The following is a 23,361-nucleotide window of genomic DNA, read 5'->3' as shown; positions in this document are numbered from 1 at the left end:
CATCCCCGCGGAGGCGGGGACCCAGGGCTTTCCATGGAACCCGGCGCAGCCGGGTTTTTCAATGCGGAAGCGCTGGATTCCCGCCTGCGCGGGAATGACGAGGCGCGGTGGATAATCGGCCCATGCGCATCCGCTTCACCAAGATGCAAGGGGCCGGCAACGACTTCGTCGTGCTGGACGAGACCCGGCAGCGCCTGAACCTCACGCCGGCGCAGTACCGGCAACTGGCCGACCGCCACTTCGGCGTGGGCGCCGACCAGGTCCTGTCGGTGCGGCCTTCGCCGGCGCCCGGCGTCGACTTCGAATACGTGATCCACAACGCCGACGGCGGCGAAGTGGAGCAGTGCGGCAACGGCGCGCGCTGCTTCGCCCGCTACGTGGCCGACAAGGGCCTCGCCCAGGGCCGCAGTTTCAAGGTGCAGACGCTCTCGGGCGTGATCGAGCCGCGCCTGAACGACGACGGCCGCGTCACCGTCGACATGGGCCCACCCGTGTTCGGGCTGGACCTCGTGCCCTTCGACGCCGCGGGGCTGAGCCCCCACCACGACGGCGGCTGGCAGACCTGGAGCCTGGCGCTGGGAACGCACGCCGAATCGGCGATCGTGCACGTCGCCGTGCTGTCCATGGGCAACCCGCACGCGGTGCAGCTCGTGGGCGACGTGACCCACGCGCCCGTGGCGCAGCAGGGCCCCCTGATCGAGAACCACCCGCGCTTTCCGAACCGGGTCAACGCCGGCTTCCTGCAGGTGGTGGACCGCTCGCGCGTGAAGCTGCGCGTGTGGGAACGTGGCGCGGGTGAAACGCTCGCGTGCGGAACCGGAGCCTGCGCCGCCGTGGTGGCTGGCATCCGGCTCGGAAAGCTGGATGATCGCGTGGACGTCGAGACGCGCGGCGGGCTGCTGACCATCGAATGGGCCGGCGGCGACGCCCCAGTCTTCATGACGGGGCCGGCGGTGACGGTGTTCGAGGGCGAGATGGAATTGCAGGCATGACGATGAAGACGGGGGACGACCAGATGAATCCGATCACGGAAGACGACATCGCCAATTACCTGGCGAACAGTCCCGACTTCTTCGTGCGCCACGCCGAACTGCTGGCCACCGTGCAGCTGTCCAGCCCGCACGGCAACCGCGCGGTGAGCCTGCAGGAACGCCAGGCCGAGATGCTGCGCGAGAAGATCAAGGCGCTGGAGCAGCGCATCATGGAGATGGTGCGGCACGGCAACGAGAACATGGTGATCGCCGAGCGCATCCACCGCTGGGCGCGCAACCTGCTGCTGGTGCAGTCCACGCGTGCGCTGCCGGCCACGCTGGTGGCGGAGCTGCAGAACCAGTTCATGGTGCCGCAGGTCGCGCTCAAGGTGTGGGACGTCGACAGCCGCTACGCCGAGGAGCCCTTCGCCCAAGGCGTGAGCGACGACACCAAGACCTTCGCTTCCTCGCTCACGCAGCCTTACTGCGGCGTGAACTCCGGCATCGAGGCCGCGGGCTGGCTGGAAGAACCGGCGACGACGCTGTCGCTGGCGCTGATCCCGCTGCGCCCCGGCGCACTGCACGGCCCCGGCAAGGCCTTCGGCATGCTGGTGCTGGGCTCGCCGGACCCGCAGCGCTACCAGGCCGGCATGGCCACCGACTTCCTCGAGCACATCGCCGAACTGGCCGGGGCGGCGCTGTCCCGCCTGCGTCCGCGCTGAGCATGGACGACGCGGCACTGGTCGCGCGTTACCTCGAACACGTCCGCGTCGGCAAGCGGCTGGCCGATCGCACGGTCACGCTCTACACGCTGGACCTGCAGAAGCTTTCCGAGAATGCGAAGAAGGCCGGCGTCGGCCTCACGCAGGTGCACAACGCCCACGTGCGGCGCTGGGTCGCGCAGATGCACAGCGGCGGGCGCAGCGGCCGCGGCATCGCGCTGGTGCTTTCGGGCTGGCGCGGCTTCTATGCCTGGCTGGGCCGCGAAGGCTTTGTCGCGAGCAACCCGGTGGTCGACGTGAAGGCACCGAAGGCGCCCAAGCCCTTGCCCAAGGCGCTGGGCGTCGACGATGCGGTGCAACTGGCCGACTACAGCGAGGAAGAGGCCGACCCGTGGCTGGAAGCGCGCGACGCCGCCATCGTCGAACTGCTGTACGGCTGCGGCCTGCGCGTGGGCGAGCTGGTGGGGCTGGACGCGCAGGCGAGTTCGACGGCGCGCGGCTGGATCGACCTGCAAGCCGGCGAGGCCCACGTGCTGGGCAAGGGCAGCAAGCGGCGTTCGGTGCCCGTCGGCACCAAGGCGCTGCAGGCGCTGGAAGCCTGGCTGGCGCTGCGGGCGACCGGTCCCCACGGCGGCCAGCCGGCGCTCTTCACGGGCCGCCATGGCACCCGCCTGACGGCGCAATCGATCTGGCAACGCCTGAAGCAGCGCAGCCTGCGCGCCGGCCTCGCCACGCCGGTGCATCCGCACATGCTGCGGCATTCCTTTGCCAGCCACGTGCTGCAATCGAGCCAGGACCTGCGCGCGGTGCAGGAACTGCTGGGGCACGCGAACATCGGCACCACGCAGGTCTACACGCGGCTCGACTTCCAGCATCTCGCCAAGGCCTACGACGCCGCGCATCCGCGCGCGCACCGCAAGAAATAGGGCTCAGGAAGTCGCGAGCGGCCGCGGGGGCAGGGTGCCCGGTCGCGAGAGATTGAAGACCGCGCGCTTGCTGTCTTGCGAGGCGCTGGCCAGGAGCGCTTCGAGCTGGCCGATCAACTGGTCGGGATCGGTGCCGTCCATGGGAATCAGCGCCTGCGCCACCTTCACCTGCGCCGACCAGCCGAGCGGCCGGTTGCGGAAGGGCATCAGGCAGCGCGCCACCACGCGCGGCGCCGCCTCCGCCACTTCATCGGCCTTGAGCGGGCCTTCCAGCAGCAAGCCGAAGCGGTGGTCCGACAGGCGCGCTACGCTGTCGATCTCGCGCGCCGCCGACAGCAGGCGGCCCGCCACGCGCAGCGGCAGTTCCTGCGCGGCCTGGCGGTCGAAGTCGCGCCGGATCTGGTCGAGGTTGGTGATGTCCACCAGCAGGATGGCGCTGCGGTACTTCAGGCGCACCGAGCGCGCGATCAGGCGCACCAGCCGCTCCTGGAACACCGCGGCGTTCAAGAGGCCGGTGGCGGGGTCGATGCGGTCGATGCCCTTCACGCGGCGGATGAAATCGCGGCGCTGCTGGCTGCGCCGCAGCAGCATCACCATCAGGATCGGCAGCTCCAGCGCCAGGCCGAACTGCATGCTGTGCATGGTCCAGAAGGTGGCGGGGATCATGCCGGCCGTGCGCATCACCGGGAACAGCGCGCCGATGGCCACCGGGATGTTGCCCGCCAGGATCCAGCCTGCATAGCGGTCGCCGCGCCGCAGCGCCCACAGCAGGATGAAGATGATGAAGGGCATGATCGCGACCACGAAGGGCAGCATCAGGCGGAAGCGCGTGACCGCATCGGTCATCAGGATGCCGACGATCAGCGGGATGGAAGCCAGCGCGATGCCGATGGCCAGGGTGTGCAGCAGCGGCCAGCGTTCGCGCACCGACACCACTTCGGCCACGAAGCCGCACATGCAGCCGCCGGCCATGACCGGCAGCACGAAGGGCGCCATGTCGTTCCACCACGGCAGCTCGCCCCACAGGTGCAGGCCGCCGATGCCGGTGAGCGCCGCCTGCGTCAGCGTCATCGCCAGCACCGTGGCCGCATAGAGCGCGAAGCCCAGGTCCTTCAGGCTGATCGCACTGAGCACCGCCATCACGAAGGCCAGGGCGGCGAGGCCGAAGTAGATGCCCAGCATCAGGGCGATCTGCTGTTCGCCCAGGCTCTGGTAGCTCTCGCTCACGAACTGCAGCGGCGCGCTGAAGCTGTGGCTGTTCTCCACCTTGACGAAGTAGGTCTGGCTGCTGCCCGCATCGGCGGCCAGCGGCAGCAGCGGATGGCGGTGCGGCACCGGCCACTGCGACACCGGCAGCAGGTCGCCGGCGGTCGCGCCGCGCCAGGTGCCGTTGGCCATCTGCGTGTAGAGCGTGACGCGGTCGACGGCCGCATGCGGAACCTCGAGGTACCAGCGGTCGCCGAAGGCGGTGGGATTGGCGCGCACCGTGAAGCGCAGCCACAACGCCTTGTCCTTCGCGAGCGGAAAGATCTCGGTGCCCGTGATCGGCTTCCAGCCGATCTCCTTGTCCTGCACGATGGCTTCGACGGGGAGCTTGCCGCTCGGATCGAGCCAGGCGTCGCCCGCACCCAGCAGGCGCTGCGGCTGGTGATCGGCCTCGAGCACGATCGGCGTGGCCGCACGCACGACAAATGACGCGAACAGCAGCGCCAGCCCAAGGAGGGCTGCGCACAGGAGGGCGCCACGGCTTCGTCGCATCGTGTTACATCTTAAGGGGGGATTGTCGGGCTGACCATCGGGAGTTCATGCAAAGGTTGACAATCCCGGTATGAAAGTTGTTCGCCTGCGAGAAGGGCGGGAGCGGTCGTTGTTGCGCCGCCACCCCTGGATCTTCGATTCCGCCGTGGCCAAGGGGGGCGCCGATGCCGGCGAAACCGTGCGCGTGGAGGGCCACGACGGCCGTTTCCTGGCCTGGGCCGCCTACAGTCCTGCCTCGAAAATCCGCGCCCGGGCCTGGTCTTTCACCGAAACGGAGCGCATCGACGCCGAATTCTTCCAGCGCCGCTGCACGGAGGCGGTCGCCGCCCGGGCCCGCCTGGGCGTGGAAAGCGACGGGGTGCGGCTGGTCCACGGGGAATCCGACGGCCTGCCGGGCCTGATCGTCGATCGCTACGGGAATACCCTGGTAGCGCAATTCTTATCCGCGGGGGCCGAGCGCTGGAAGAAGGTGCTGGCGCAGGCCCTCCTGGACGCCACGGGCCTGACGCGCCTGTACGAACGCTCGGATGCCAACTCCCGCGGACTGGAAGGCCTGCCGGAAGTGACGGGCTGGCTGCATGGCGAAGGGCCGACCGAAGTCGTGGTGACGGAGCACGGTTGGAAGTTCGCCCTGGACATCGCCACCGGCCACAAGACCGGCTTCTACCTCGACCAGCGCGAGAGCCGCGCGCGCTTTGCCGGCTGGGTGCGGCGGCGCGGCGCGCAGCGCGTGCTCAATTGCTACTGCTACACCGGCGGCTTCACGGTGGCCGCGCTCGCGGGCGGCGCCGGCGAGGTGACCTCGATCGATTCCTCCGGCCCGGCGCTGGAGCGCGCACGGGCCAACGTGCAGCTCAATGGGCTGCAGGACGCGCGCACCGAGTTCGTCGATGCCGACGTGAACACCATGCTGCGCCGCTACGGCGAGGCGGGCCGGCAGTTCGACGCCATCGTGCTCGACCCGCCCAAGCTCGCGCCGACGGTGGCCCATGCGGAGCGCGCCGCGCGCGCCTACAAGGACATCAACCGGCTGGCGCTCAAGCTGCTGGCGCCGGGCGGGCTGCTGTTCACCTTCTCCTGCTCGGGCGGCATCTCGGCCGACCTGTTCCACAAGATCGTGGCCTCGGCGGGCGCCGACAGCGGCGTCGACGGCTACATCGTCGACCGCCTCGGCGCGGCGCCCGACCACCCGATGACGCTGGCCTTCCCCGAAGGGGAATACTTGAAGGGCCTGGTGGTGGTCCGCAAATGAAGCGGGCTGCCCTAAACTGACCGATGCCTTGAAGAGAGTAAACATGAGCCTGATCCCCACCACCATCCTCACCGGCTTCCTCGGCTCCGGCAAGACGACGCTGCTCAAGCGCGTGCTGAGCGAGGCGCACGGCCAGAAGATCGCCATCATCGAGAACGAGTTCGGCGAAGAGAACATCGACAACGACATCCTCGTGAGCGACACCAAGGAGCAGATCGTCCAGATGAGCAACGGCTGCATCTGCTGCACGATCCGCGAAGACCTGCGCTCGGCGCTGCAGCTGCTGGCCGCCAAGAAGCGCAAGGGCCTGCTCGATTTCGACCGCGTCGTGATCGAGACCACCGGCCTGGCCGACCCCGGCCCGGTGGCGCAGACCTTCTTCATGGACGACGAGATCGCCGAGAGCTTCCTGCTCGATTCCATCCTCACCCTGGTGGACGCCAAGCACGCCGACAAGCAGCTGGACGACCGCCAGGAAGCGCGCCGCCAGGTGGGCTTCGCCGACCAGATCTTCATCAGCAAGACCGACCTGGTCGGCAAGGACGAAGTCGACGCGCTGATCCATCGCCTGAAGCACATGAACCCGCGTGCGCCGCAGAAGGCCGTGCACTTCGGCGAGGTGCCGATCAAGGAGGTGTTCGACCTGCGCGGCTTCAACCTGAACGCCAAGCTCGACATCGACCCGGATTTCCTCAAGGAAGAAGACGAGCACGACCACGGCCACCATGCGCACGGTCATGACGACCACGACCACGAGCACCATGACCACGAGCATGGCGAGCACTGCGACCACCCGCACCACCATGCCCACGACGACGACGTCAAGAGCTTCGTCTTCCGCTCGGAGCGTCCCTTCGACCCGATGAAGCTGGAAGACTTTCTCGGCGCCATCGTCAACATCTACGGACCGAAGATGCTGCGCTACAAGGGCGTCCTGAACATGAAGGGCACCGAGCGCAAGGTGATCTTCCAGGGCGTGCACCAGCTGATGGGAAGCGACCTGGGCCCGCAATGGGCCGAGGGCGAGCAGCGCGTGAGCAAGATGGTCTTCATCGGCATCGAGCTGCCGAAGGACATCTTCCTGCAGGGCCTCGAGCAGTGCCTTGTCTGACGCCAGGCCGCGGCGCGGTCCGAGACCTTGCCGCCGGGGGGCGACGGTAGGCTGGCCCCCATGTTTGTCTCGCTTCCGCAACTCACGGAGCCCGCTTTTCGGAGGGGCGAAGCGGGGCGCGGAGCCGAAAAGGAGGTTCACGGCCGTGCAGGAGGAGCCAATCAGGGTATAAAGCCCGGTCATGACGGCGCTTCACACACTAGAAAAGGCAGGATTGCGGGCTTGGTACCCGCGGCCGCCGGCGTCGATGATGCGAGGAGACGGGAAGTGAAGGCTCAGCCCAAGGTCGCTGCAAAGACCAAGAAACCTGCGGTGAAGGCTGCGGTCAAGGCAAAAACTGCGAAACCCGCCGCCAAGGCGAAGCCCGCTGCCAAGCCGCCCGCGAAAAAGGCGGCTGCCAAACCCGTAGCCAAGACCAGCAAGCCCGCGGCGAAGGCCGTGAAGCCGGCCGCCAAGACGGCGGCCAAGAAACCCGCCACGAAGGCCGCAGCGAAGCCCGCGGCCCCCGTGAAGGCGGCAAAGCCGGCGGGCAAGCCCGCCGCGAAGACGGCAGCCGGCAAGGCGCTGGGGGCGGTGGCGAAAGCCGTCGTCAGCGGCGCCAAGGCCGTCGTCGCCGCCGCCAAGAACATCCCCGCCAAGGCAGCACCGCCGGCCCCCAGCAAGGCCCCGGCCGCCTCGGCACCCCCCTCCAACGCGGCGCCCTCGCGGGCCGCTACGCAACCGGCGAACCCGCCGGCGCGGTCCCCGTCGGTTCCCACCGGCCGGGGCGCGTCGGCAGCGGCCGCGGCCCTTGCGAACGCGGCCCCCGGCGGCGCCATGGCAACCTATACCCCCATGGCAAATCAATCCGTCGTCTCCCCCCCGCCCGTCGTCGCGGCCAAGAAGGACCCGAAGCTGGCGAACAACTGGAAGACCAAGTCCGCCGAGGAACTCACGGACGCCGAGGTGCTGGCCATGGCCGACACCGAGTACATGAACGACAAGCAGATGGCGTTCTTCCGCCTGAAGCTGCTGCAGCTCAAACAGGACATCCTCAATAGCGCCGGCGAGACCACCGAGCACCTGCGCGAGGACACCGTGATCGTTCCCGACCCGGCCGACCGCGCCACCATCGAGGAAGAACACGCCCTGGAGCTGCGCACCCGCGACCGCGAGCGCAAGCTGCTGAAGAAGATCGAGCAGTCGATCGCGCGCATCGACGCGGGCGACTACGGCTATTGCGACGAGACGGGCGAGCCGATCGGCGTCGGCCGCCTGCTGGCGCGTCCCACCGCGACGCTCTCGCTCGAGGCGCAGCAGCGCCGCGAGCTCAAGCAGAAGATGTTCGGCGATTGAGCCGCGCATAACGCAGGGACGAACCGGCAAGCATGGCGCAGAAAGACGAATCACAGCCCGGCGGATTGCTGTCGCGCGTGGTGCGCTTCGTCAAGAATCCGGCAACCACCTGGGGCGAAGACCAGGCGGACACCGACCGCGAGAGCTCGTACTCCAAGCAGATGCTCAAGGAGATGATCGAGCGCAAGCGGCGCAACGACTTCGTGCGCAAACGCGAGTTCGACATGCTGCGCAAGATGCGGCGCAGCGAGGTGCTGGCGGGACAGGACGCGATGGCGCGTCCTTCGTTCTTCCAGAGCTCCATGCCGTCCAAGCCCGACGACCGCGCCACCACGCTGAAGAAGATCGACGAGATCGAAGCGCAGATGTCCATGCAGTGGTGGAAGACCAAGCATGGCACGCAGGCCGGCGGCGTGAGCGGCTTCCCGGTGTCCTCGCACATGCCGTCGGATGCGGCGCGGCCCGGTGCGGCCGCCGCGCCGAAGCCCGCCGCCAGCAGCTATTCGCGCACCTCGCCGCAGCCGCTGCCCGGCGAGGCCGCACCGCCTGAAACGGCGGAGGCGCCGCTGATGGAGTCGGTGATGCCCAATCCCGACCCGACGACGCAGAACCTGGGCTTGGTGCCCGAGCGCGCCGCGCCCCCGCCGACGGCGCCGCCCGTTGCGCGTCCCACGGCCGCTGCCCCGGCGCCCTTCGTGGCGCCGATCCCGCGCACGCCCACCGCGCCGGTGGCGCGCCCGCCCGCGCCCGCGAGCGGCGGCAAGCAGGAAGCGTCGCCCAGCGGGCCGCCCAGCAGCATCTTCTCGCTGTCCAAGCAGGACGCGATCGACGTCGAGGAATTCGCGCACGACCCCGAGCTGGAAGAAGCCTCGATCCGCTTCGCCAACGGCGATGATGAAGGCGCCGAGGCCGGCCTGCTGGAAGTGCTGGGCCCCAACGGCACGCGCGTGAACCACGAAGAGACCTGGTACACGCTGTTCGACCTGTACCGCGCCACCGGCCGGCAGGACCGCTACGAGCCCGCGGCCATCGAATTCGCGAGCCGCTTCGGCCGCTCGGCGCCGCAGTGGTTCTCGCTGCCCGAGATCATCGGCCGCATGGGCACGCCGGCGGCGCAGGCCGCCGCCAGCGGCCAGAACATCGCCGACTGGACCAGCCCGGCGAACTTCGGCACGCAGACGCTCGCCGCGCTCAACGCGGCGCTGGCGAAGGCGACGCCGCCGTATCGCCTGAACTGGAGCAAGCTCACGACCATTGCCGATGCGGCGGTGGACCCGCTGACCAAGCTGTTCACGCAATGGGCCGGCCAGACGGTGCAGCTGCGCTTCATCGGCGCCGACAACCTCGAGAAGGTGCTGCGCGACGCCACGCCTTCGGGCGACCGCAACGTCACGCCCAACTGGTGGAAGCTGCGCATGGAACTGCTGCGCGTGATCCACCGGCCGGACGAATTCGAACTGGTCGCGCTCGATTACTGCGTGACTTACGAAGTCTCGCCGCCCTCGTGGGACAGCTCGCGCTGCGAATACAAGCCGCTGCAGTCCGATGGCAGCTACGCCGCGGGCCACACCATCGTGGGCGACTCGGTGATGTCCAGCGTGATGACCGGCTACGGCGACAGCCAGATCCCGGGCGGCATGAGCTCGCAGCTGTCGACGGTCGCGACCGTGGAGCTGTCGGGCCAGGTGCTGGGCGACGGCAAGGAAGCGCTGGAACTGCTCGACTCCAAGCTGCAGGACGCCGACGTGATGGTGATCTCCTGCGCGCGCCTGATGCGCATCGACTTCACCGCCGCCGGCACGCTGCTGAACTGGGTGACCGCGCGCGTCGCCGAAGGCCGGCAGGTGCAGTTCATCGAGGTGCACCGGCTGGTGGCCGCGTTCTTCAACGTGATCGGCATCAGCGAGCACGCACGCGTGGGCATGCGCAACGAGTGATTCCCGCCCGCGCGGGAATGGCTTCCTCCTTGCAATTTTTCGTCCCGGCCCCAAGCTGCAGGGGCTATGGAACAATTTCACGGAACGACCATCGTCAGCGTGCGGCGCAAGGGCGCGGACGGCCGCTGGCAGGTGGCGATCGGGGGCGACGGCCAGGTCACGCTGGGCCACATCGTCGTCAAGGGCTCGGCCCGCAAGGTGCGCAAGCTCTACCATGACAAGGTCCTCGCCGGATTCGCCGGCGCCACCGCCGATGCCTTCACCCTGTTCGAGCGCTTCGAAGGCAAGCTGGAGAAGCACCAGGGCCACCTGGTGCGCGCCGCGATCGAGCTGACCAAGGACTGGCGCACCGACCGCGTGCTGCGCCGCCTGGAGGCCATGCTGGCCGTCGCCGACCGCGAGTCGTCCCTCATCATCACCGGCAACGGCGACGTGCTCGAGCCCGAGCAGGGCATCGTCGCCATCGGCTCGGGCGGCGGCTACGCCCAGGCCGCGGCCAAGGCCCTGCTCGACTCGACCGAGCTCTCCGCGCGCGACGTCGTCAAGAAGTCGCTGGAGATTGCCGGCGAGATCTGCATCTACACCAACATGAACCACACGATCGAGGTGCTCGAGTGAGCAGCATGACGCCCCAGGAGATCGTGTCGGAGCTCGATCGGCACATCGTCGGCCAGCACGACGCCAAGCGCGCGGTGGCGATCGCGCTGCGCAACCGCTGGCGCCGCCAGCAGGTCGACGAGAAGCTGCGCCACGAGATCACGCCCAAGAACATCCTGATGATCGGCCCCACCGGCGTGGGCAAGACCGAGATCGCGCGCCGGCTGGCCAAGCTGGCCGACGCGCCCTTCATCAAGGTGGAAGCCACCAAGTTCACCGAGGTGGGCTACGTCGGCAAGGACGTCGACTCCATCATCCGCGACCTGGCCGAGATGGCCGTCAAGCAGACCCGCGTGGCCGAGATGCGCAAGGTGCGCGCCCGCGCCGAGGACGCGGCGGAAGACCGCGTGCTCAACGCGCTGATCCCGCCGGCGCGCGGCGAGGAACCCGCCGGCGACAGCACCGCGCGCCAGGTGTTCCGCAAGAAGCTGCGCCAGGGCGAGCTGGACGACAAGGAGATCGAGATCGACGTCGCCGAGGCCGGCAAGCAGCTCGAGATCATGGGCCCGCCCGGCATGGAGGAAATGACCGAGCAATTGCGCGGCATGTTCAGCAACCTCGGCGGCGTGCGGCGCAAGACGCGCAAGCTGAAGATCGCCGAGGCGATGAAGCTGCTGGTCGAGGAAGAAGCGGCCAGCCTGGTCAACGAGGAAGAGATCCGCGCCACCGCGCTTGCGGCGGCGGAGCAGAACGGCATCGTCTTCATCGACGAGATCGACAAGGTGACCTCCCGCAGCGAAGGCAATGGCGGCGGCGCCGAAGTCTCGCGGCAGGGCGTGCAGCGCGACCTGCTGCCGCTGGTGGAAGGCACGACCGTCTCGACCAAGTACGGGCCGATCAAGACCGACCACATGCTGTTCATCGCGAGCGGCGCCTTCCACCTCGCCAAGCCGAGCGACCTGATCCCCGAACTGCAGGGCCGCTTTCCGATCCGCGTGGAGCTGGCGTCGCTGTCGGTGCAGGATTTCGAGGCCATCCTCACCACCACGCATGCCTCTCTGGTCAAGCAATACCAGGCGCTGCTGGCCACCGAGCAGGTGCAGCTGGTCTTCACGCCCGAAGGCATCACGCGGCTCGCCCAGATCGCGCACGACGTCAATGAGAGCACCGAGAACATCGGCGCGCGGCGCCTGTCGACCGTGATGGAGCGCCTGCTGGACGAGGTGAGCTTCGAGGCCACCCGCATGGAAGGGCAGACCGTCACCATCGACGGCCCGTACGTGGATGCGCGCCTGAAGCAACTCAGCCGCGACGAGGACCTGTCCAGGTACATCCTCTGACAGCCCTCAAGGAACACTTTCACAGCGTTCCGTAAGTGCTTGCTTTAGAACGACTTTCGGGGGCCCGGTGCCTCCGGAATCGCTTCTAAGTGCTTGATTTCATTGCCGAAAATTACCATGAGCTAGTTGCGCCCCAGCCGTTTCCTGCTACAGTGCAAAAAAGTGCAATTAAGTGGTGAGAAGTGGCTCTACGGACCATTGCTTACCTCAACCAGCAGTGAGGGCTGACAAAGGTGTTCCAGGGCGCGTCGTCGCTGAGTCTCGATGCCAAGGGGCGGCTCTCCATGCCGACCCGGCACCGTGACGTCCTGGCCGCCGCTGCCGCCAACCAGCTCACCATCACCAAGCACCCCCACGGGTGCCTCATGATTTTCCCGCGGCCCGAATGGGAAAAATTTCGTGAACGCATCGCCGCGCTCCCCATGGCCGCGCAGTGGTGGAAGAGAATCTTCCTGGGCAACGCGATGGACGTGGAGCTCGACGGCACGGGCCGCGTCCTCGTCTCGCCCGAACTGCGGGCCGCCGCGGGCATCGAGAAGGACGTGATGCTGCTCGGCATGGGCAACAACTTCGAACTCTGGGACAAGGCAACCTACGAGGCCAAGGAGGCCGAGGCGATGCGCGCTGAGATGCCGGACGCCTTCCAGGATTTCTCTTTTTAGAGGCAGGCGGTGGCGAGCACATGGCAACACACCACCGTCTTGTTGAACGAAGCAGTCGACGCCCTCGTCACCAAGCCGGATGGAAACTACGTCGACGCGACCTTCGGGCGCGGCGGCCACTCACGCCTGATCCTCGGGCAGCTGGGCCCGTTGGGCCGGCTGACCGCCTTCGACAAGGATCCCGAAGCCGTGGCGGTGGCCAATGCCATCGAGGACCAGCGCTTCTCGATCCGCCACCAGGGCTTCGCGGCGCTGGGCGAGCTCGAAGCGGGCAGCGTCACGGGCGTGCTGATGGACCTGGGCGTGAGTTCGCCGCAGATCGACAACCCGGCACGCGGCTTCTCTTTCCGGAACGACGGCCCGCTCGACATGCGCATGGACACCACGCGCGGCCAGAGCGCGGCCCAGTGGCTTGCCACCGCCTCGGTGGAGCAGATGGCGGAGGTGATCCGTGACTATGGCGAAGAACGGTTTGCTTTTCAGGTTGCAAAGGCGATTGATGCTCGCCGACAGGAACGGGGCCCTCTTGCAAGCACCTCCGAGCTGGCCGAACTCGTGGCTCGCACGGTCAAAACCCGCGAGCCGGGCCAGGATCCTGCAACGCGCACATTTCAGGCTCTTCGGATTTTCGTCAACGCCGAGCTTGAAGAGCTGCAACAGGCGCTAGAAGCGAGCCTGCACGTGCTGCAACCCCAAGGCCGGCTGGTGGTGATCAGTTTCCACTCGCTGGAGGACCGCATCGTCAAGCAGTTCATCGCCAGGCATTCGCGCGATGAAGTGGACCGGCGCGCGCCCTTCGCGGCGCCGAAGCCGATGAAGCTCAAGGCGCTGGAGCGCGTGAAGCCCTCGGCCGCGGAAGTCCAGGGGAACCCGCGTTCGCGCAGCGCGATCATGCGGGTGGCGGAAAGGACGGAAGTCCTGTGATGCGCATCAACATCCTGCTGCTGGTCACGCTGGTCGCGAGCGCCCTGTACCTCGTGCAGGTGCAGTACGAGTCGCGCCGCCTGTATGCCGAGATCGAGCGTACGCAGGGCGAGGCGCGCAAGCTCGAAGTCGAGAACGAGCGGCTGCAGGTGGAGAAGCGCGCGCAGGCCACGCCGGCGCGCGTGCAGCAGCTCGCGCGCGACCAGCTGCAGATGCGCGCGGCCACGCCGGCCATCACGCAATACGTGACGCTCAAGGGGGCGCCGCAATGAGCCGCCACCGCGCAGTCGCCTACACGTCCAGCCCTTTGCTGGCCAGCCGCACGCCCGTGTGGCGCAGCAAGCTGATCGTGGCCGGCATTGCCCTGGGCTTCCTGGGCCTGGCCGGCCGCGCCGCCTGGGTGCAGGTGATCGCCAACGACTTCTACCTGAAACAAGGCGAGGTGCGCTTCGCCCGCACCCTGGAACTGCCGGCCAACCGCGGCCGCATCTTCGACCGCAACGGCCTGCTGCTGGCCAGCAGCGTGCCGGTGCCCAGCATCTGGGCGATTCCCGAGGACGTGGAGCGCGACCCGACCAAGCTCGCGCAGCTGGCCCGCCTGCTGCAGATGCCGCTGCCCGAGCTGATGAAGCGCCTGGCGGACGAGGAAAAGAACTTCGTCTGGCTCAAGCGCGAAGTCGATGAAAGCGTGGCGCGCCAGGTCGCGTCGCTGGACATCAAGGGCATCTACCAGCGCAAGGAATACCGCCGCCAGTATCCCGAGGGCTCGGCGGCCGCGCACCTGGTCGGCTTCACCAGCATCGAGGACACCGGCCAGGAAGGCATCGAGCTGGCCTTCAACAAGGACCTCGCCGGCAAGCCGGGTTCGCGCCGCGTGATCAAGGACCGCCTGGGCCGCATCGTCGAGGACGTCGGCCAGCAGGTCCGGCCGGTCGACGGCAAGGACCTGCAGCTGTCGATCGACAGCAAGGTGCAATTCTTCGCCTTCCAGCAGCTGCGCGACGCCGTGCTGGCCAACAAGGCCAAGGCCGGCGGCGTCGTCGTGCTCGACGCCGAATCGGGCGAGGTGCTGGCGCTGGCCAACTACCCGAGCTACGACCCTGCGCACCGCCAGAACCTGAGCGGCGCGCAGCTGCGCAACCGCGCCTTCACCGACACCTTCGAGCCCGGCTCCACGATGAAGCCGCTGGTGGTGTCGCTGGCGCTGCAGAAGGGGCTGGTCAAGCCCGAGACCGTGATCCAGACGGCGCCCGGCACCATCACCATCAGCGGCTCGACGATCCGCGACGACCACAAGAGCTCCGCGCTGTCGGTGAGCCAGGTGATCCAGAAGTCGAGCAACGTCGGAGCCGTGAAGATCGCGATGCAGATGCAGCCGAAGGACATGTGGGAGCTGTACACGCAGGTGGGTTTCGGCCAGCGGCCGCAGGTGCAGTTCCCCGGCGCGGTCAGCGGACGCCTGCGTCCCTACAAGACCTGGCGCCCGATCGAGCAGGCGACCATGAGCTACGGCTACGGCCTGTCGGTCAGCCTGTTCCAGCTTGCGCATGCCTATTCGGTGTTCGCGCGCGACGGCGAACTGGTGCCGGTGAGCCTGCTGAAGACCCCGGGGCCGGCGGCCGGCATCCGCGTGCTGCAGCCCCAGGTGGCGCAGGAGATGCGCAACATGCTGCACCTGGTGACCATGAACGGCGGCACCGCGCCGCGCGCCCAGACCATGGGCTATTCGGTCGGCGGCAAGACCGGCACCGCGCACAAGCAGGAAGGCAAGGGCTACGCCGAGCACAAGTACCGCAGCGTCTTCGTGGGCATGGCGCCCATCGACAAGCCGCGCATCGTGGTGGCCGTGATGATCGACGAGCCCAGCGGCGGCCGCTACTTCGGCGGCGACGTTGCCGCGCCGGTGTTCAGTTCCACCGTGCAGCAGAGCCTGCGCATGCTGGGCGTGCAGCCGGACATGAACGTGAAGCCGCAGATCGTGGTGGACAGCGTGCAGGAGTCGTTCTGATGCAGGTGCTGCGCACTCCCGCCGACGCCGTGGCCTGGCTGCGTGGCCGCCAGGTCAAGGACCTGTCGGTCGACAGCCGCAGGGTCGGCGCGGGCGACGGCTTCATCGCCTGGCCGGGCGCCGCCACCGACGGCCGCAAGTTCGTGCCGACGGCGCTGCAGCAAGGCGCGCGCGCCTGCCTGGTGGAAGCGCAGGGCAGCGAAGCCTTCGGCTTCAGCGGCGAAGCCGTCGCGGCCTACGAGGGCCTGAAGGCAGCGACGGGCCCGATCGCCGCGGCCTTCTACGACGAGCCCACCCAGGTGCTGGACGTGCTAGCCGTGACCGGAACCAACGGCAAGACCTCCACCGCGTGGTGGCTGGCGCAAGGCCTCTCCAACGTGAACATTCCCTGCGGCGTGATCGGCACGCTGGGCGTCGGCAAGCCGCCGCAGGTGGAACACACGGGCCTGACGACGCCGGACCCGGTGCTGCTGCAGCGGCAGTTCCGCCGTTTCCTCGAGCAGGGCCTGCGCGCCTGCGCGATCGAAGCGTCTTCCATCGGCATCGTCGAGCGCCGCATGGACGGCATGGCGGTGCGCGTGGCGGGCTTCACCAATTTCACCCAGGACCACCTGGACTACCACGGCTCGATGGAGGCTTACTGGGAAGCCAAGGCGGAGCTGTTCCGCTGGCCCGGCCTGCAGTCCGCCGTGATCAACATCGACGATGCGCGCGGCGAGCAGCTCGCCGCCGACCTGGCCAAGCGCCTGGACGTGTGGACCTATTCCTGCGAGCGGGCCGCGCGCCTGCAGGCGCTGGACATCGGCTACTCCGACGGCGGCCTGCGCTTCGTGGTCGCCGAGGGCGCCGAGCGGCACGCGCTGCAGACGCAGCTGATCGGCCAATACAACGTTTCGAATTTACTGGGCGTCGTTGGGATGATGCGCGCCGTCGCTGTACCGCTTGCCCAGGCGGTGTCGGCTTGCGCCAACCTGCTGCCCGTACCGGGCCGCATGGAGAGGATCAACGTACCCGGCCAGCCCCTGGTGGCCGTGGACTATGCGCACACGCCCGATGCGCTCGACAAGGGCCTGCAGGCGCTGCGGCCGCTGGCGCAGCAGCGCGGCGGCCGGCTGTGGTGCATCTTCGGCTGCGGCGGCGACCGCGACCCGACCAAGCGGCCGCTGATGGCCGCGGTGGCGGAGAAGAACGCCGACCGCGTCGTCGTGACCAGCGACAACCCGCGCGGCGAGAAGCCCGAGGCCATCATCGGCCAGGTGCTGCAGGGACTGTCGAACCCGCAGCACGCGCAGGTGCAGGCGGATCGCGCGTGCGCGATCGCCGAAACGGTGGCCGCCGCCGCACCGCAGGACGTGATCCTGCTGGCCGGCAAGGGCCACGAGGACTACCAAGAGATCGCGGGCGTGAAACACCCGTTCTCGGATCAAGCGCACGCCGCGAAAGCGCTGGAGGCGCGCCAATGACCATGTTCACCCTCGAGCAGGCCGCGGCCTGGACCCATGGCAAGCTGGCCGGCGACGGCAAGGTGGCGGTGCAGCGCGTGCACACCGACACGCGCACGCTGCAGGCCGGCGACCTGTTCGTCGCGCTGAAAGGCGAGCGTTTCGACGCCAACGACTTCCTGGCGCAGGCGCGCGACAAGGGCGCCATTGCCGCCATCGCGCAGCCGGGCCGGCTGCCGGCCGGCATGCCGGGCATCGAAGTGCCGGACAGCACGTTCGCGCTGGGCAAGCTGGCCAACGCCTGGCGCCGCCAGTTCACGCCGGGGCTGATCGCCATCACCGGCAGCAACGGCAAGACCACGGTGACGCAGATGGTCGCGTCCATCCTGCGCGCCTGGCAGCCCGACAACCACCTGGCGACGCAGGGCAACCTGAACAACGACATCGGCGTGCCGCTCACGCTGCTGCGCCTGCGCGCCGAGCACAAGGTGGCGGTGATCGAGCTGGGCATGAACCATCCCGGCGAGATCGCCTACCTGGCGGGCCTGACGCAACCCACGGTAGCGCTGGTCAACAACGCGCAGCGCGAGCACCAGGAATTCATGGCGACGGTCGAGGCCGTGGCCAAGGAAAACGGCAGCGTGTTCGCAGCGCTGCCGGCGAACGGCGTCGCGGTCTTTCCCGCCGGCGACTCTTTCAGCGCGCTGTGGGCGATGCTCGCCGACGGCCGCCAATGCATGACGTTCGGCACCCAGCAGGGCGCCGACCTGGTTCTGGCCGGGTCTGAATGGCACCAGGGGCACTGGCAGGTGCGGGCGGAGACGCCGGCCGGTCCGGTTGCATTCCGACTCCATATCGCCGGCCGCCACAACGTGCGCAACGCGCTGGCCGCGGCCGCCTGCGCGCTGGCCGCGGGCGCGCCGCTCGACGCCATCGCCCGCGGCCTGGAAGGCTTCGAGCCGGTCAAGGGCCGCTCGCGCGCGCTGGCCGTGCAGCTCGGGGCGCGCACGCTCACGCTGGTAGACGACACCTACAACGCCAATCCCGATTCGGCCCGCGCCGCCATCGACGTGCTGGCCGAACTGCCCGGCCCGCGCCTGCTGGTGCTGGGCGACATGGGCGAGGTCGGCAACCAGGGCCCGGCCTTCCATGCCGAGGTGGGCGAGTACGCGCGCGAGCGCGGCATCGAGCAGCTGTTCACGCTGGGCGACATGGCGGTGGACATGCGCGGCAGGCACTTCGCCGACGTCGCGGCGCTCAACGCCGCGGTGCTGGCGGCGTTGCCGGACGTGGAAAGCGTGCTGGTCAAGGGATCCCGCTTCATGAAGATGGAGCGGGTGGTGGAAGCCATCACCGCCCACGCACAACAAGAAAAGGACGTTCCCGATGCTGCTTAGCCTGGCTTCCTGGTTGCAGAGCCTGGGCCCCGAATTCGGGTTCCTGCGGGTGGTGCAGTACATCACCTTCCGCGCGGTGCTGGCCGCCATGACGGCGCTCCTGATCGGCATCATCGCCGGCCCCTGGGTGATCCGCCGCCTCACGGCACTGAAGATCGGCCAGCCGGTGCGCGGCTATGCGATGCAGTCGCACCTGCAGAAAAGCGGCACGCCCACCATGGGCGGCGTGCTAGTGCTGATCTCGATCGCGGTTTCCACGCTGCTGTGGTTCGACTGGACCAACCGGTTCGTCTGGATCGTGCTGGCGGTCACGCTGGGCTTCGGCGCGATCGGCTGGGCCGACGACTGGCAGAAGGTGGTGAACAAGGACCCGGAAGGCATGCGCTCGCGCGAGAAGTTCTTCTGGCAATCGCTGATCGGCCTGGTGGCGGCGCTCTACCTCGTGTTCAGCATCTCGGAGAGCAACAACTTCCGCGTGCTGGACCTGTTCTTCAAGTGGGTGGCGTCCGGCTTCGACGTCAACCTGCCGCCCAAGGCCGGCCTGATGGTTCCCTTCGTCAAGGAGATCAACTACCCGCTGGGCGTGTTCGGCTTCGTGATCATGACCTACCTGGTCATCGTCGGCGCCAGCAACGCGGTGAACCTCACCGACGGCCTCGACGGGCTGGCGATCATGCCGGTGGTGATGGTGGGCTCGGCACTGGGCGTGTTCGCGTACGTCACCGGCAGCTCGGTCTATTCGAAGTACCTGCTGTTCCCCTACATCCCCGGTTCCGGCGAGCTGCTGATCTTCTGTGCGGCGATGGCGGGCGCGGGCCTGGCCTTCCTGTGGTTCAACGCGCACCCGGCGCAGGTGTTCATGGGCGACGTGGGCGCGCTGGCGCTGGGCGGCGCGCTGGGCACCATCGCCGTGATCGTGCGCCAGGAAATCGTGCTGTCCATCATGGGCGGCATCTTCGTGGTGGAGGCGCTGTCGGTGATGGCGCAGGTCCTCTACTTCAAGTACACGAAGAAGAAATACGGCGAGGGCCGGCGCATCCTGAAGATGGCGCCGCTGCACCACCACTTCGAGAAATCCGGCTGGAAGGAAACGCAGGTCGTGGTGCGCTTCTGGATCATCACCATGCTGCTGTGCCTGGTCGGCCTGTCCACCCTGAAGCTGCGTTAGAAGAATGCAAGAGCAGAACGTCCTCGTCCTCGGTTGCGGTGCCTCCGGCCTCGCGATGGCGCGCTGGTGCGCCGCCGCGGGCGCGCGCGTGACCGTGGCCGACACGCGCGAGGCGCCGCCCCAGCTGCCCGCGCTGCGCGAGCAGGTGCCGCAGGTCGAGTTCATCGCGGGCGAGTTCACGCCGGCGCTGGCTGAAGGCCGGCAGCTCGTGCTGCGCAGCCCGGGCCTCGCGCCGGCGCAGCTCGCGCCCGTCGAGAACGCGGCGCGCGAGCAGGGCATTCCGGTCAAGGGCGAACTGGGCCTGTTTGCCGATGCACTGGCCTCGCTGCACGAGTCCGAGGGCTACCACCCCGCGGTGCTGGCCATCACCGGGACCAACGGCAAGACCACGGTCACCTCGCTCACCGGCCAGCTCGTGGAGCGCGGCGGCAAGACCGTTGCCGTGGCCGGCAACATCGGCCCGACGCTGATCGCCACCCTGGCGGAGAAGCGCGATGCGGGCGCCCTGCCGCAGGTGTGGGTGCTGGAGCTGTCGTCCTTCCAGCTCGATGGCGTGGAAGGCTTCGAGCCCACCGCTGCCACGGTGCTGAACCTCAGCCAGGACCATCTCGACTGGCACGGCAGCATGGAAGCCTATGCCGCCGCCAAGGCCCGCATCTTCGGCAAGACGGGCAAGATGATCCTGAACCGCGACGACCCCGCGGTGATGAAGATGCTGCCGGAGCCGGTGCGCCTGAAAGGCGGCAAGTTCGAGCAGCGCGACTACGTGACCTTCGGCGCGGAGATGCCGAAGGAGCCCGGCGATTACGGCCTGGAGGTCGTGCACGGCATGGCCTGGCTGGTGCGGGCGCACGAAGCCGACGAGACGCAGAGGCGGCGCCGCGACGAGGAAGTCGAGATCACGCTGCAGCGCTTCATGCCGGCCGACGCGCTGCGCATCCGCGGCCGCCACAACGCCGTGAATGCGCTGGCCGCCCTGGCGCTGGCGACGGCCGCCGGTTGCCAGCTCGGACCGATGCTCTACGGCCTGCGCGAATACCGCGGCGAGCCGCATCGCGTCGAGCCCATCGGCATCGTCAACGACGTCGAGTACTTCGACGACAGCAAGGGCACCAACGTCGGCGCCACCGTTGCCGCGCTGCAGGGCCTGGGCGCCGAGCGCAAGCTGGTGGTGATCCTGGGCGGCGACGGCAAGGGCCAGGACTTCGCGCCGCTGGCGGCGCCGGTGGCGCGCTATGCCCGCGCCGCGGTCCTGATCGGCCGCGACGCGCCGCTGATCCGCGCCGTGCTGGAGCCCGAGGGCGTGCCGCTGCTGGAGGCCGCCAGCATGGAAGAAGCCGTGCGCGCCGCCACCCAGCGCGCCCATGCCGGCGACGCCGTGCTGATGTCGCCGGCCTGCGCCAGCTTCGACATGTTCCGCAACTACGAGCACCGCGCGCAGGTGTTCCAGGCCGCCGTGCAGGCGCTGGCGGACGAGACCGGCGCGATGCTGGACGGGAGCACGGAATGATCGCCGCGCTGTCCAACGCGATCGCGGGCTGGATGCCGGGCCAGGCCCGGCAGGACAAGGCCGGGGTCGGCGGGGGCGGCCTGAAGCTGCATGCCTTCGACCCGGCGCTGGTCTGGGTCACCGTGGCCTTGCTCGCGTGGGGACTGGTGATGGTCTATTCGGCGTCGATCGCGATGCCGGACAACCCGCGCTTCGGCCGCTACGCCCACACCTTCTTCCTGGCGCGCCACGCGCTGTTCCTGGTGCTGGCCTTCGTCGCCGGCCTGCTGGCCTTCCAGGTGCCCATCGAGAAATGGGAGCGCTGGGCGCCGTGGCTGTTCGTGGTGTCGCTGCTGCTGCTGGTGATCGTGCTGATCCCGCACATCGGCAAAGGCGTCAACGGCGCGCGCCGCTGGCTGGTGCTGGGGCCGATGTCCTTCCAGCCGTCCGAATTGGCGAAGTTCGCCGTGCTGCTCTACGCCGCCAACTACATGGTGCGCAAGATGGACGTGAAGGAGCGCTTCTTCCGCGCCGTCCTGCCGATGGCCGTCGCCGTCGCCGTGGTCGGCCTCCTTCTGCTGGCCGAACCCGACATGGGCGCCTTCATGGTGATCGCGGTGATCGCCATGGGCATCCTGTTCCTGGGCGGCGTCAACGCGCGCATGTTCTTCCTGATCGCCGCGGTGATGGTCGTGGCCTTCATGCTGATGATCGCCTTCTCCGACTGGCGGCGCGAGCGCATCTTTGCCTACCTCGACCCGTGGAACGAGAAGTACGCGCTGGGCAAGGGCTACCAGCTGTCGCACTCGCTGATCGCCATCGGCCGCGGCGAGGTGTTCGGCGTGGGCCTGGGCGGCAGCGTCGAGAAGCTGCACTGGCTGCCCGAGGCGCACACCGACTTCCTGCTGGCGGTGATCGGCGAGGAGTTCGGCCTGGCCGGCGTGCTGACCGTGATCGGCCTGTTCCTGTGGATGACGCATCGCATCATCCACATCGGCCGCCAGGCGATCGCGCTCGATCGCGTGTTCGCCGGGCTGGTGGCGCAAGGTGTCGGCATCTGGATGGGATTCCAGGCCTTCATCAACATGGGCGTGAACCTGGGCGCGCTGCCGACCAAAGGCCTGACCCTGCCGCTGATGTCGTACGGCGGCTCGGCGGTGCTGATGAACGTGGTGGCGATCGCGGTGGTGCTGCGCATCGACTACGAGAACCGGACCTTGATGCGTGGAGGCCGGGCATGACGCGCACGGCTCTCGTCATGGCGGGCGGCACCGGCGGCCACATCTTCCCCGGACTGGCCGTGGCCGAAGCCCTGCGTGCCCGCGGCTGGAACGTGCACTGGCTGGGCGGCCCGAACAGCATGGAGGCCCAGCTGGTGCCCCCGCGCGGCTTCCCGCTGGAGACCATCGACTTCGGCGGCGTGCGCGGCAAGGGCATCAAGACGCTCGTGCTGCTGCCGCTGCGCCTGCTGAAGGCCTTTGCCCAGAGCATCGCCGTCGTGCGCCGCGTGAAGCCGCAGGTCGTCGTGGGCCTGGGCGGCTACATCACCTTCCCGGCCGGCATGATGAGCGTGTTGCTCGGCAAGCCGCTGGTGCTGCACGAGCAGAACTCGGTGGCCGGCATGGCCAACAAGGTGCTGGCGGGCGTGGCCGACCGCGTCTACAGCGCCTTCCCGGGCGTGCTGAAGAAGGCCGAGTGGATCGGCAACCCGCTGCGCGACGCCTTCCTGCGCCAGCGCAGCCCCGAGCAGCGCTTTGCCGGCCGTGGCGGCCCGCTCAAGATCCTGGTGGTCGGCGGCAGCCTGGGCGCGAAGACGCTCAATGCGCTGGTGCCGCAGGCGCTGGCCCGCATGCCGGCGGCGCAACGTCCCAAGGTCATCCACCAGGGCGGCTCCAAGCAGATCGATGAACTGCGCGCCAACTACCAGGCCGCCGGCGTCGAGGCCGAACTCACGCCCTTCATCGACGACACCGCCACCGCCTTTGCCGACGCCGACCTGGTGATCTGCCGGGCCGGCGCCAGCACCGTCACCGAGCTCGCCGCCGTCGGCGCCGCGGCGGTGTTCGTTCCCTTCCCTTCCGCGGTCGACGACCACCAGACCACCAACGCCCGCTTCCTCGTGGATGCCGGCGGCGGCTGGCTGATGCCGCAGTCCGAACTGAGCGCGGATTCGCTCGCCACCTTCCTGCTCACCCTCAAGCGCGACGAGCTGCTGCGCCGCGCGGTGGCAGCCAGGAAACTGCAAAAGACCCAGGCGACCGAGCAGATGGTCGCCGCCTGCGAGGCCCTCGCAAAATGAAACACGACGTCTACACATCCACT

21 protein-coding genes are annotated in these 23,361 nt (G+C 68.5%); 19 read left to right on the top strand and 2 right to left on the bottom strand.

Annotated features, from left to right (window positions below; all coding sequences use genetic code 11):
- Positions 1–122: 122 nt before the first annotated feature.
- The 3 genes from dapF to LZ009_RS21510 are packed head-to-tail and all read left to right on the top strand — an operon-like array spanning position 123 to position 2,619.
- A complete protein-coding gene (gene dapF / locus LZ009_RS21520) occupies positions 123–992 on the top strand; it encodes a diaminopimelate epimerase (RefSeq protein ID WP_275700027.1) in 870 nt (289 codons plus the stop codon).
- Positions 989–1,693 (top strand): DUF484 family protein, encoded by a 705-nt coding sequence (locus LZ009_RS21515; protein WP_275700026.1) that lies wholly within the window; start codon positions 989–991, stop codon positions 1,691–1,693. Before dapF ends, LZ009_RS21515 begins: the two co-directional genes overlap by 4 nt.
- 2 nt (positions 1,694–1,695) lie before the next feature.
- Positions 1,696–2,619 carry a tyrosine recombinase XerC gene (locus tag LZ009_RS21510; protein ID WP_275700025.1) on the top strand — a complete coding sequence of 308 codons (924 nt, stop codon included), beginning with the start codon at positions 1,696–1,698 and terminating at the stop codon, positions 2,617–2,619.
- Between the two features lie 3 nt (positions 2,620–2,622).
- On the opposite strand, the gene LZ009_RS21505 is transcribed toward LZ009_RS21510, so the two are convergent.
- Positions 2,623–4,377 carry a sensor domain-containing diguanylate cyclase gene (locus LZ009_RS21505; protein WP_275700024.1) on the bottom strand — a complete coding sequence of 585 codons (1,755 nt, stop codon included), beginning with the start codon at positions 4,375–4,377 and terminating at the stop codon, positions 2,623–2,625.
- A gap of 70 nt (positions 4,378–4,447) precedes the next feature.
- Between LZ009_RS21505 and LZ009_RS21500 the strand changes: the two genes are divergently transcribed.
- Positions 4,448–5,629, top strand: a complete 1,182-nt coding sequence (locus LZ009_RS21500) for a class I SAM-dependent rRNA methyltransferase (protein ID WP_275700023.1) — start codon at positions 4,448–4,450, stop codon at positions 5,627–5,629.
- A 43-nt stretch (positions 5,630–5,672) separates the two neighbouring features.
- Positions 5,673–6,740, top strand: a complete 1,068-nt coding sequence (locus tag LZ009_RS21495) for a CobW family GTP-binding protein (RefSeq protein WP_275700022.1) — start codon at positions 5,673–5,675, stop codon at positions 6,738–6,740.
- Positions 6,741–7,015: 275 nt separating this feature from the next.
- Here the strand turns inward: LZ009_RS21495 and LZ009_RS21490 are convergent, their stop codons facing one another.
- On the bottom strand, positions 7,016–7,378 hold the full coding sequence (locus tag LZ009_RS21490) for a hypothetical protein (RefSeq protein ID WP_275700087.1): 363 nt from the start codon (positions 7,376–7,378) through the stop codon (positions 7,016–7,018).
- Between LZ009_RS21490 and dksA the strand changes: the two genes are divergently transcribed.
- The 14 genes from dksA to murG all read left to right on the top strand — a co-directional run bounded on the left by dksA (position 7,314) and on the right by murG (position 23,338).
- Complete coding sequence (gene dksA / locus LZ009_RS21485; protein ID WP_430300409.1) at positions 7,314–8,075, top strand: RNA polymerase-binding protein DksA; 762 nt, start codon at positions 7,314–7,316, stop codon at positions 8,073–8,075. The two genes, LZ009_RS21490 and dksA, sit on opposite strands and share 65 nt — an antisense overlap.
- Before the next feature lie 32 nt (positions 8,076–8,107).
- Positions 8,108–10,012 (top strand): STAS domain-containing protein, encoded by a 1,905-nt coding sequence (locus LZ009_RS21480; RefSeq protein ID WP_275700021.1) that lies wholly within the window; start codon positions 8,108–8,110, stop codon positions 10,010–10,012.
- A 66-nt stretch (positions 10,013–10,078) separates the two neighbouring features.
- A complete protein-coding gene (gene hslV, locus LZ009_RS21475) occupies positions 10,079–10,630 on the top strand; it encodes an ATP-dependent protease subunit HslV (protein WP_275700020.1) in 552 nt (183 codons plus the stop codon).
- Complete coding sequence (hslU, locus tag LZ009_RS21470; protein WP_275700019.1) at positions 10,627–11,949, top strand: ATP-dependent protease ATPase subunit HslU; 1,323 nt, start codon at positions 10,627–10,629, stop codon at positions 11,947–11,949. Before hslV ends, hslU begins: the two co-directional genes overlap by 4 nt.
- Positions 11,950–12,182: 233 nt before the next feature.
- A complete protein-coding gene (mraZ, locus tag LZ009_RS21465; protein WP_275700018.1) occupies positions 12,183–12,611 on the top strand; it encodes a division/cell wall cluster transcriptional repressor MraZ in 429 nt (142 codons plus the stop codon).
- Between the two features lie 9 nt (positions 12,612–12,620).
- Positions 12,621–13,535 (top strand): 16S rRNA (cytosine(1402)-N(4))-methyltransferase RsmH, encoded by a 915-nt coding sequence (rsmH, locus tag LZ009_RS21460; RefSeq protein WP_275700017.1) that lies wholly within the window; start codon positions 12,621–12,623, stop codon positions 13,533–13,535.
- Complete coding sequence (gene ftsL / locus LZ009_RS21455) at positions 13,535–13,807, top strand: cell division protein FtsL (RefSeq protein WP_283254407.1); 273 nt, start codon at positions 13,535–13,537, stop codon at positions 13,805–13,807. The genes rsmH and ftsL overlap by 1 nt, the downstream gene beginning before the upstream one ends.
- Entirely contained in the window at positions 13,804–15,543 is a 1,740-nt protein-coding gene (locus LZ009_RS21450; RefSeq protein WP_275700015.1) for a peptidoglycan D,D-transpeptidase FtsI family protein, read from the top strand. The genes ftsL and LZ009_RS21450 overlap by 4 nt, the downstream gene beginning before the upstream one ends.
- Positions 15,543–17,006: a UDP-N-acetylmuramoyl-L-alanyl-D-glutamate--2,6-diaminopimelate ligase gene (locus LZ009_RS21445; RefSeq protein ID WP_275700014.1), complete on the top strand. Its 1,464-nt coding sequence runs from the start codon at positions 15,543–15,545 to the stop codon at positions 17,004–17,006. Before LZ009_RS21450 ends, LZ009_RS21445 begins: the two co-directional genes overlap by 1 nt.
- Positions 17,007–17,008: 2 nt before the next feature.
- Positions 17,009–18,382 carry a UDP-N-acetylmuramoyl-tripeptide--D-alanyl-D-alanine ligase gene (locus LZ009_RS21440; RefSeq protein ID WP_275700082.1) on the top strand — a complete coding sequence of 458 codons (1,374 nt, stop codon included), beginning with the start codon at positions 17,009–17,011 and terminating at the stop codon, positions 18,380–18,382.
- The gene (gene mraY, locus LZ009_RS21435) at positions 18,372–19,550 is read left to right on the top strand and encodes a phospho-N-acetylmuramoyl-pentapeptide-transferase (protein WP_275700013.1); all 1,179 of its coding nucleotides are present in this window, start codon (positions 18,372–18,374) and stop codon (positions 19,548–19,550) included. The genes LZ009_RS21440 and mraY overlap by 11 nt, the downstream gene beginning before the upstream one ends.
- A gap of 4 nt (positions 19,551–19,554) precedes the next feature.
- Positions 19,555–21,060, top strand: a complete 1,506-nt coding sequence (murD, locus tag LZ009_RS21430) for a UDP-N-acetylmuramoyl-L-alanine--D-glutamate ligase (protein ID WP_275700012.1) — start codon at positions 19,555–19,557, stop codon at positions 21,058–21,060.
- Entirely contained in the window at positions 21,057–22,280 is a 1,224-nt protein-coding gene (gene ftsW, locus LZ009_RS21425) for a putative lipid II flippase FtsW (RefSeq protein ID WP_430300404.1), read from the top strand. The genes murD and ftsW overlap by 4 nt, the downstream gene beginning before the upstream one ends.
- On the top strand, positions 22,277–23,338 hold the full coding sequence (murG, locus tag LZ009_RS21420; protein ID WP_275700011.1) for an undecaprenyldiphospho-muramoylpentapeptide beta-N-acetylglucosaminyltransferase: 1,062 nt from the start codon (positions 22,277–22,279) through the stop codon (positions 23,336–23,338). The genes ftsW and murG overlap by 4 nt, the downstream gene beginning before the upstream one ends.
- Positions 23,339–23,361 lie beyond the last annotated feature (23 nt).

The organism is Ramlibacter paludis (genome assembly GCF_022012305.1).
GTDB lineage: Bacteria > Pseudomonadota > Gammaproteobacteria > Burkholderiales > Burkholderiaceae_C > Ramlibacter > Ramlibacter paludis.
This window is presented reverse-complemented; position numbering and strand designations above follow the sequence as displayed.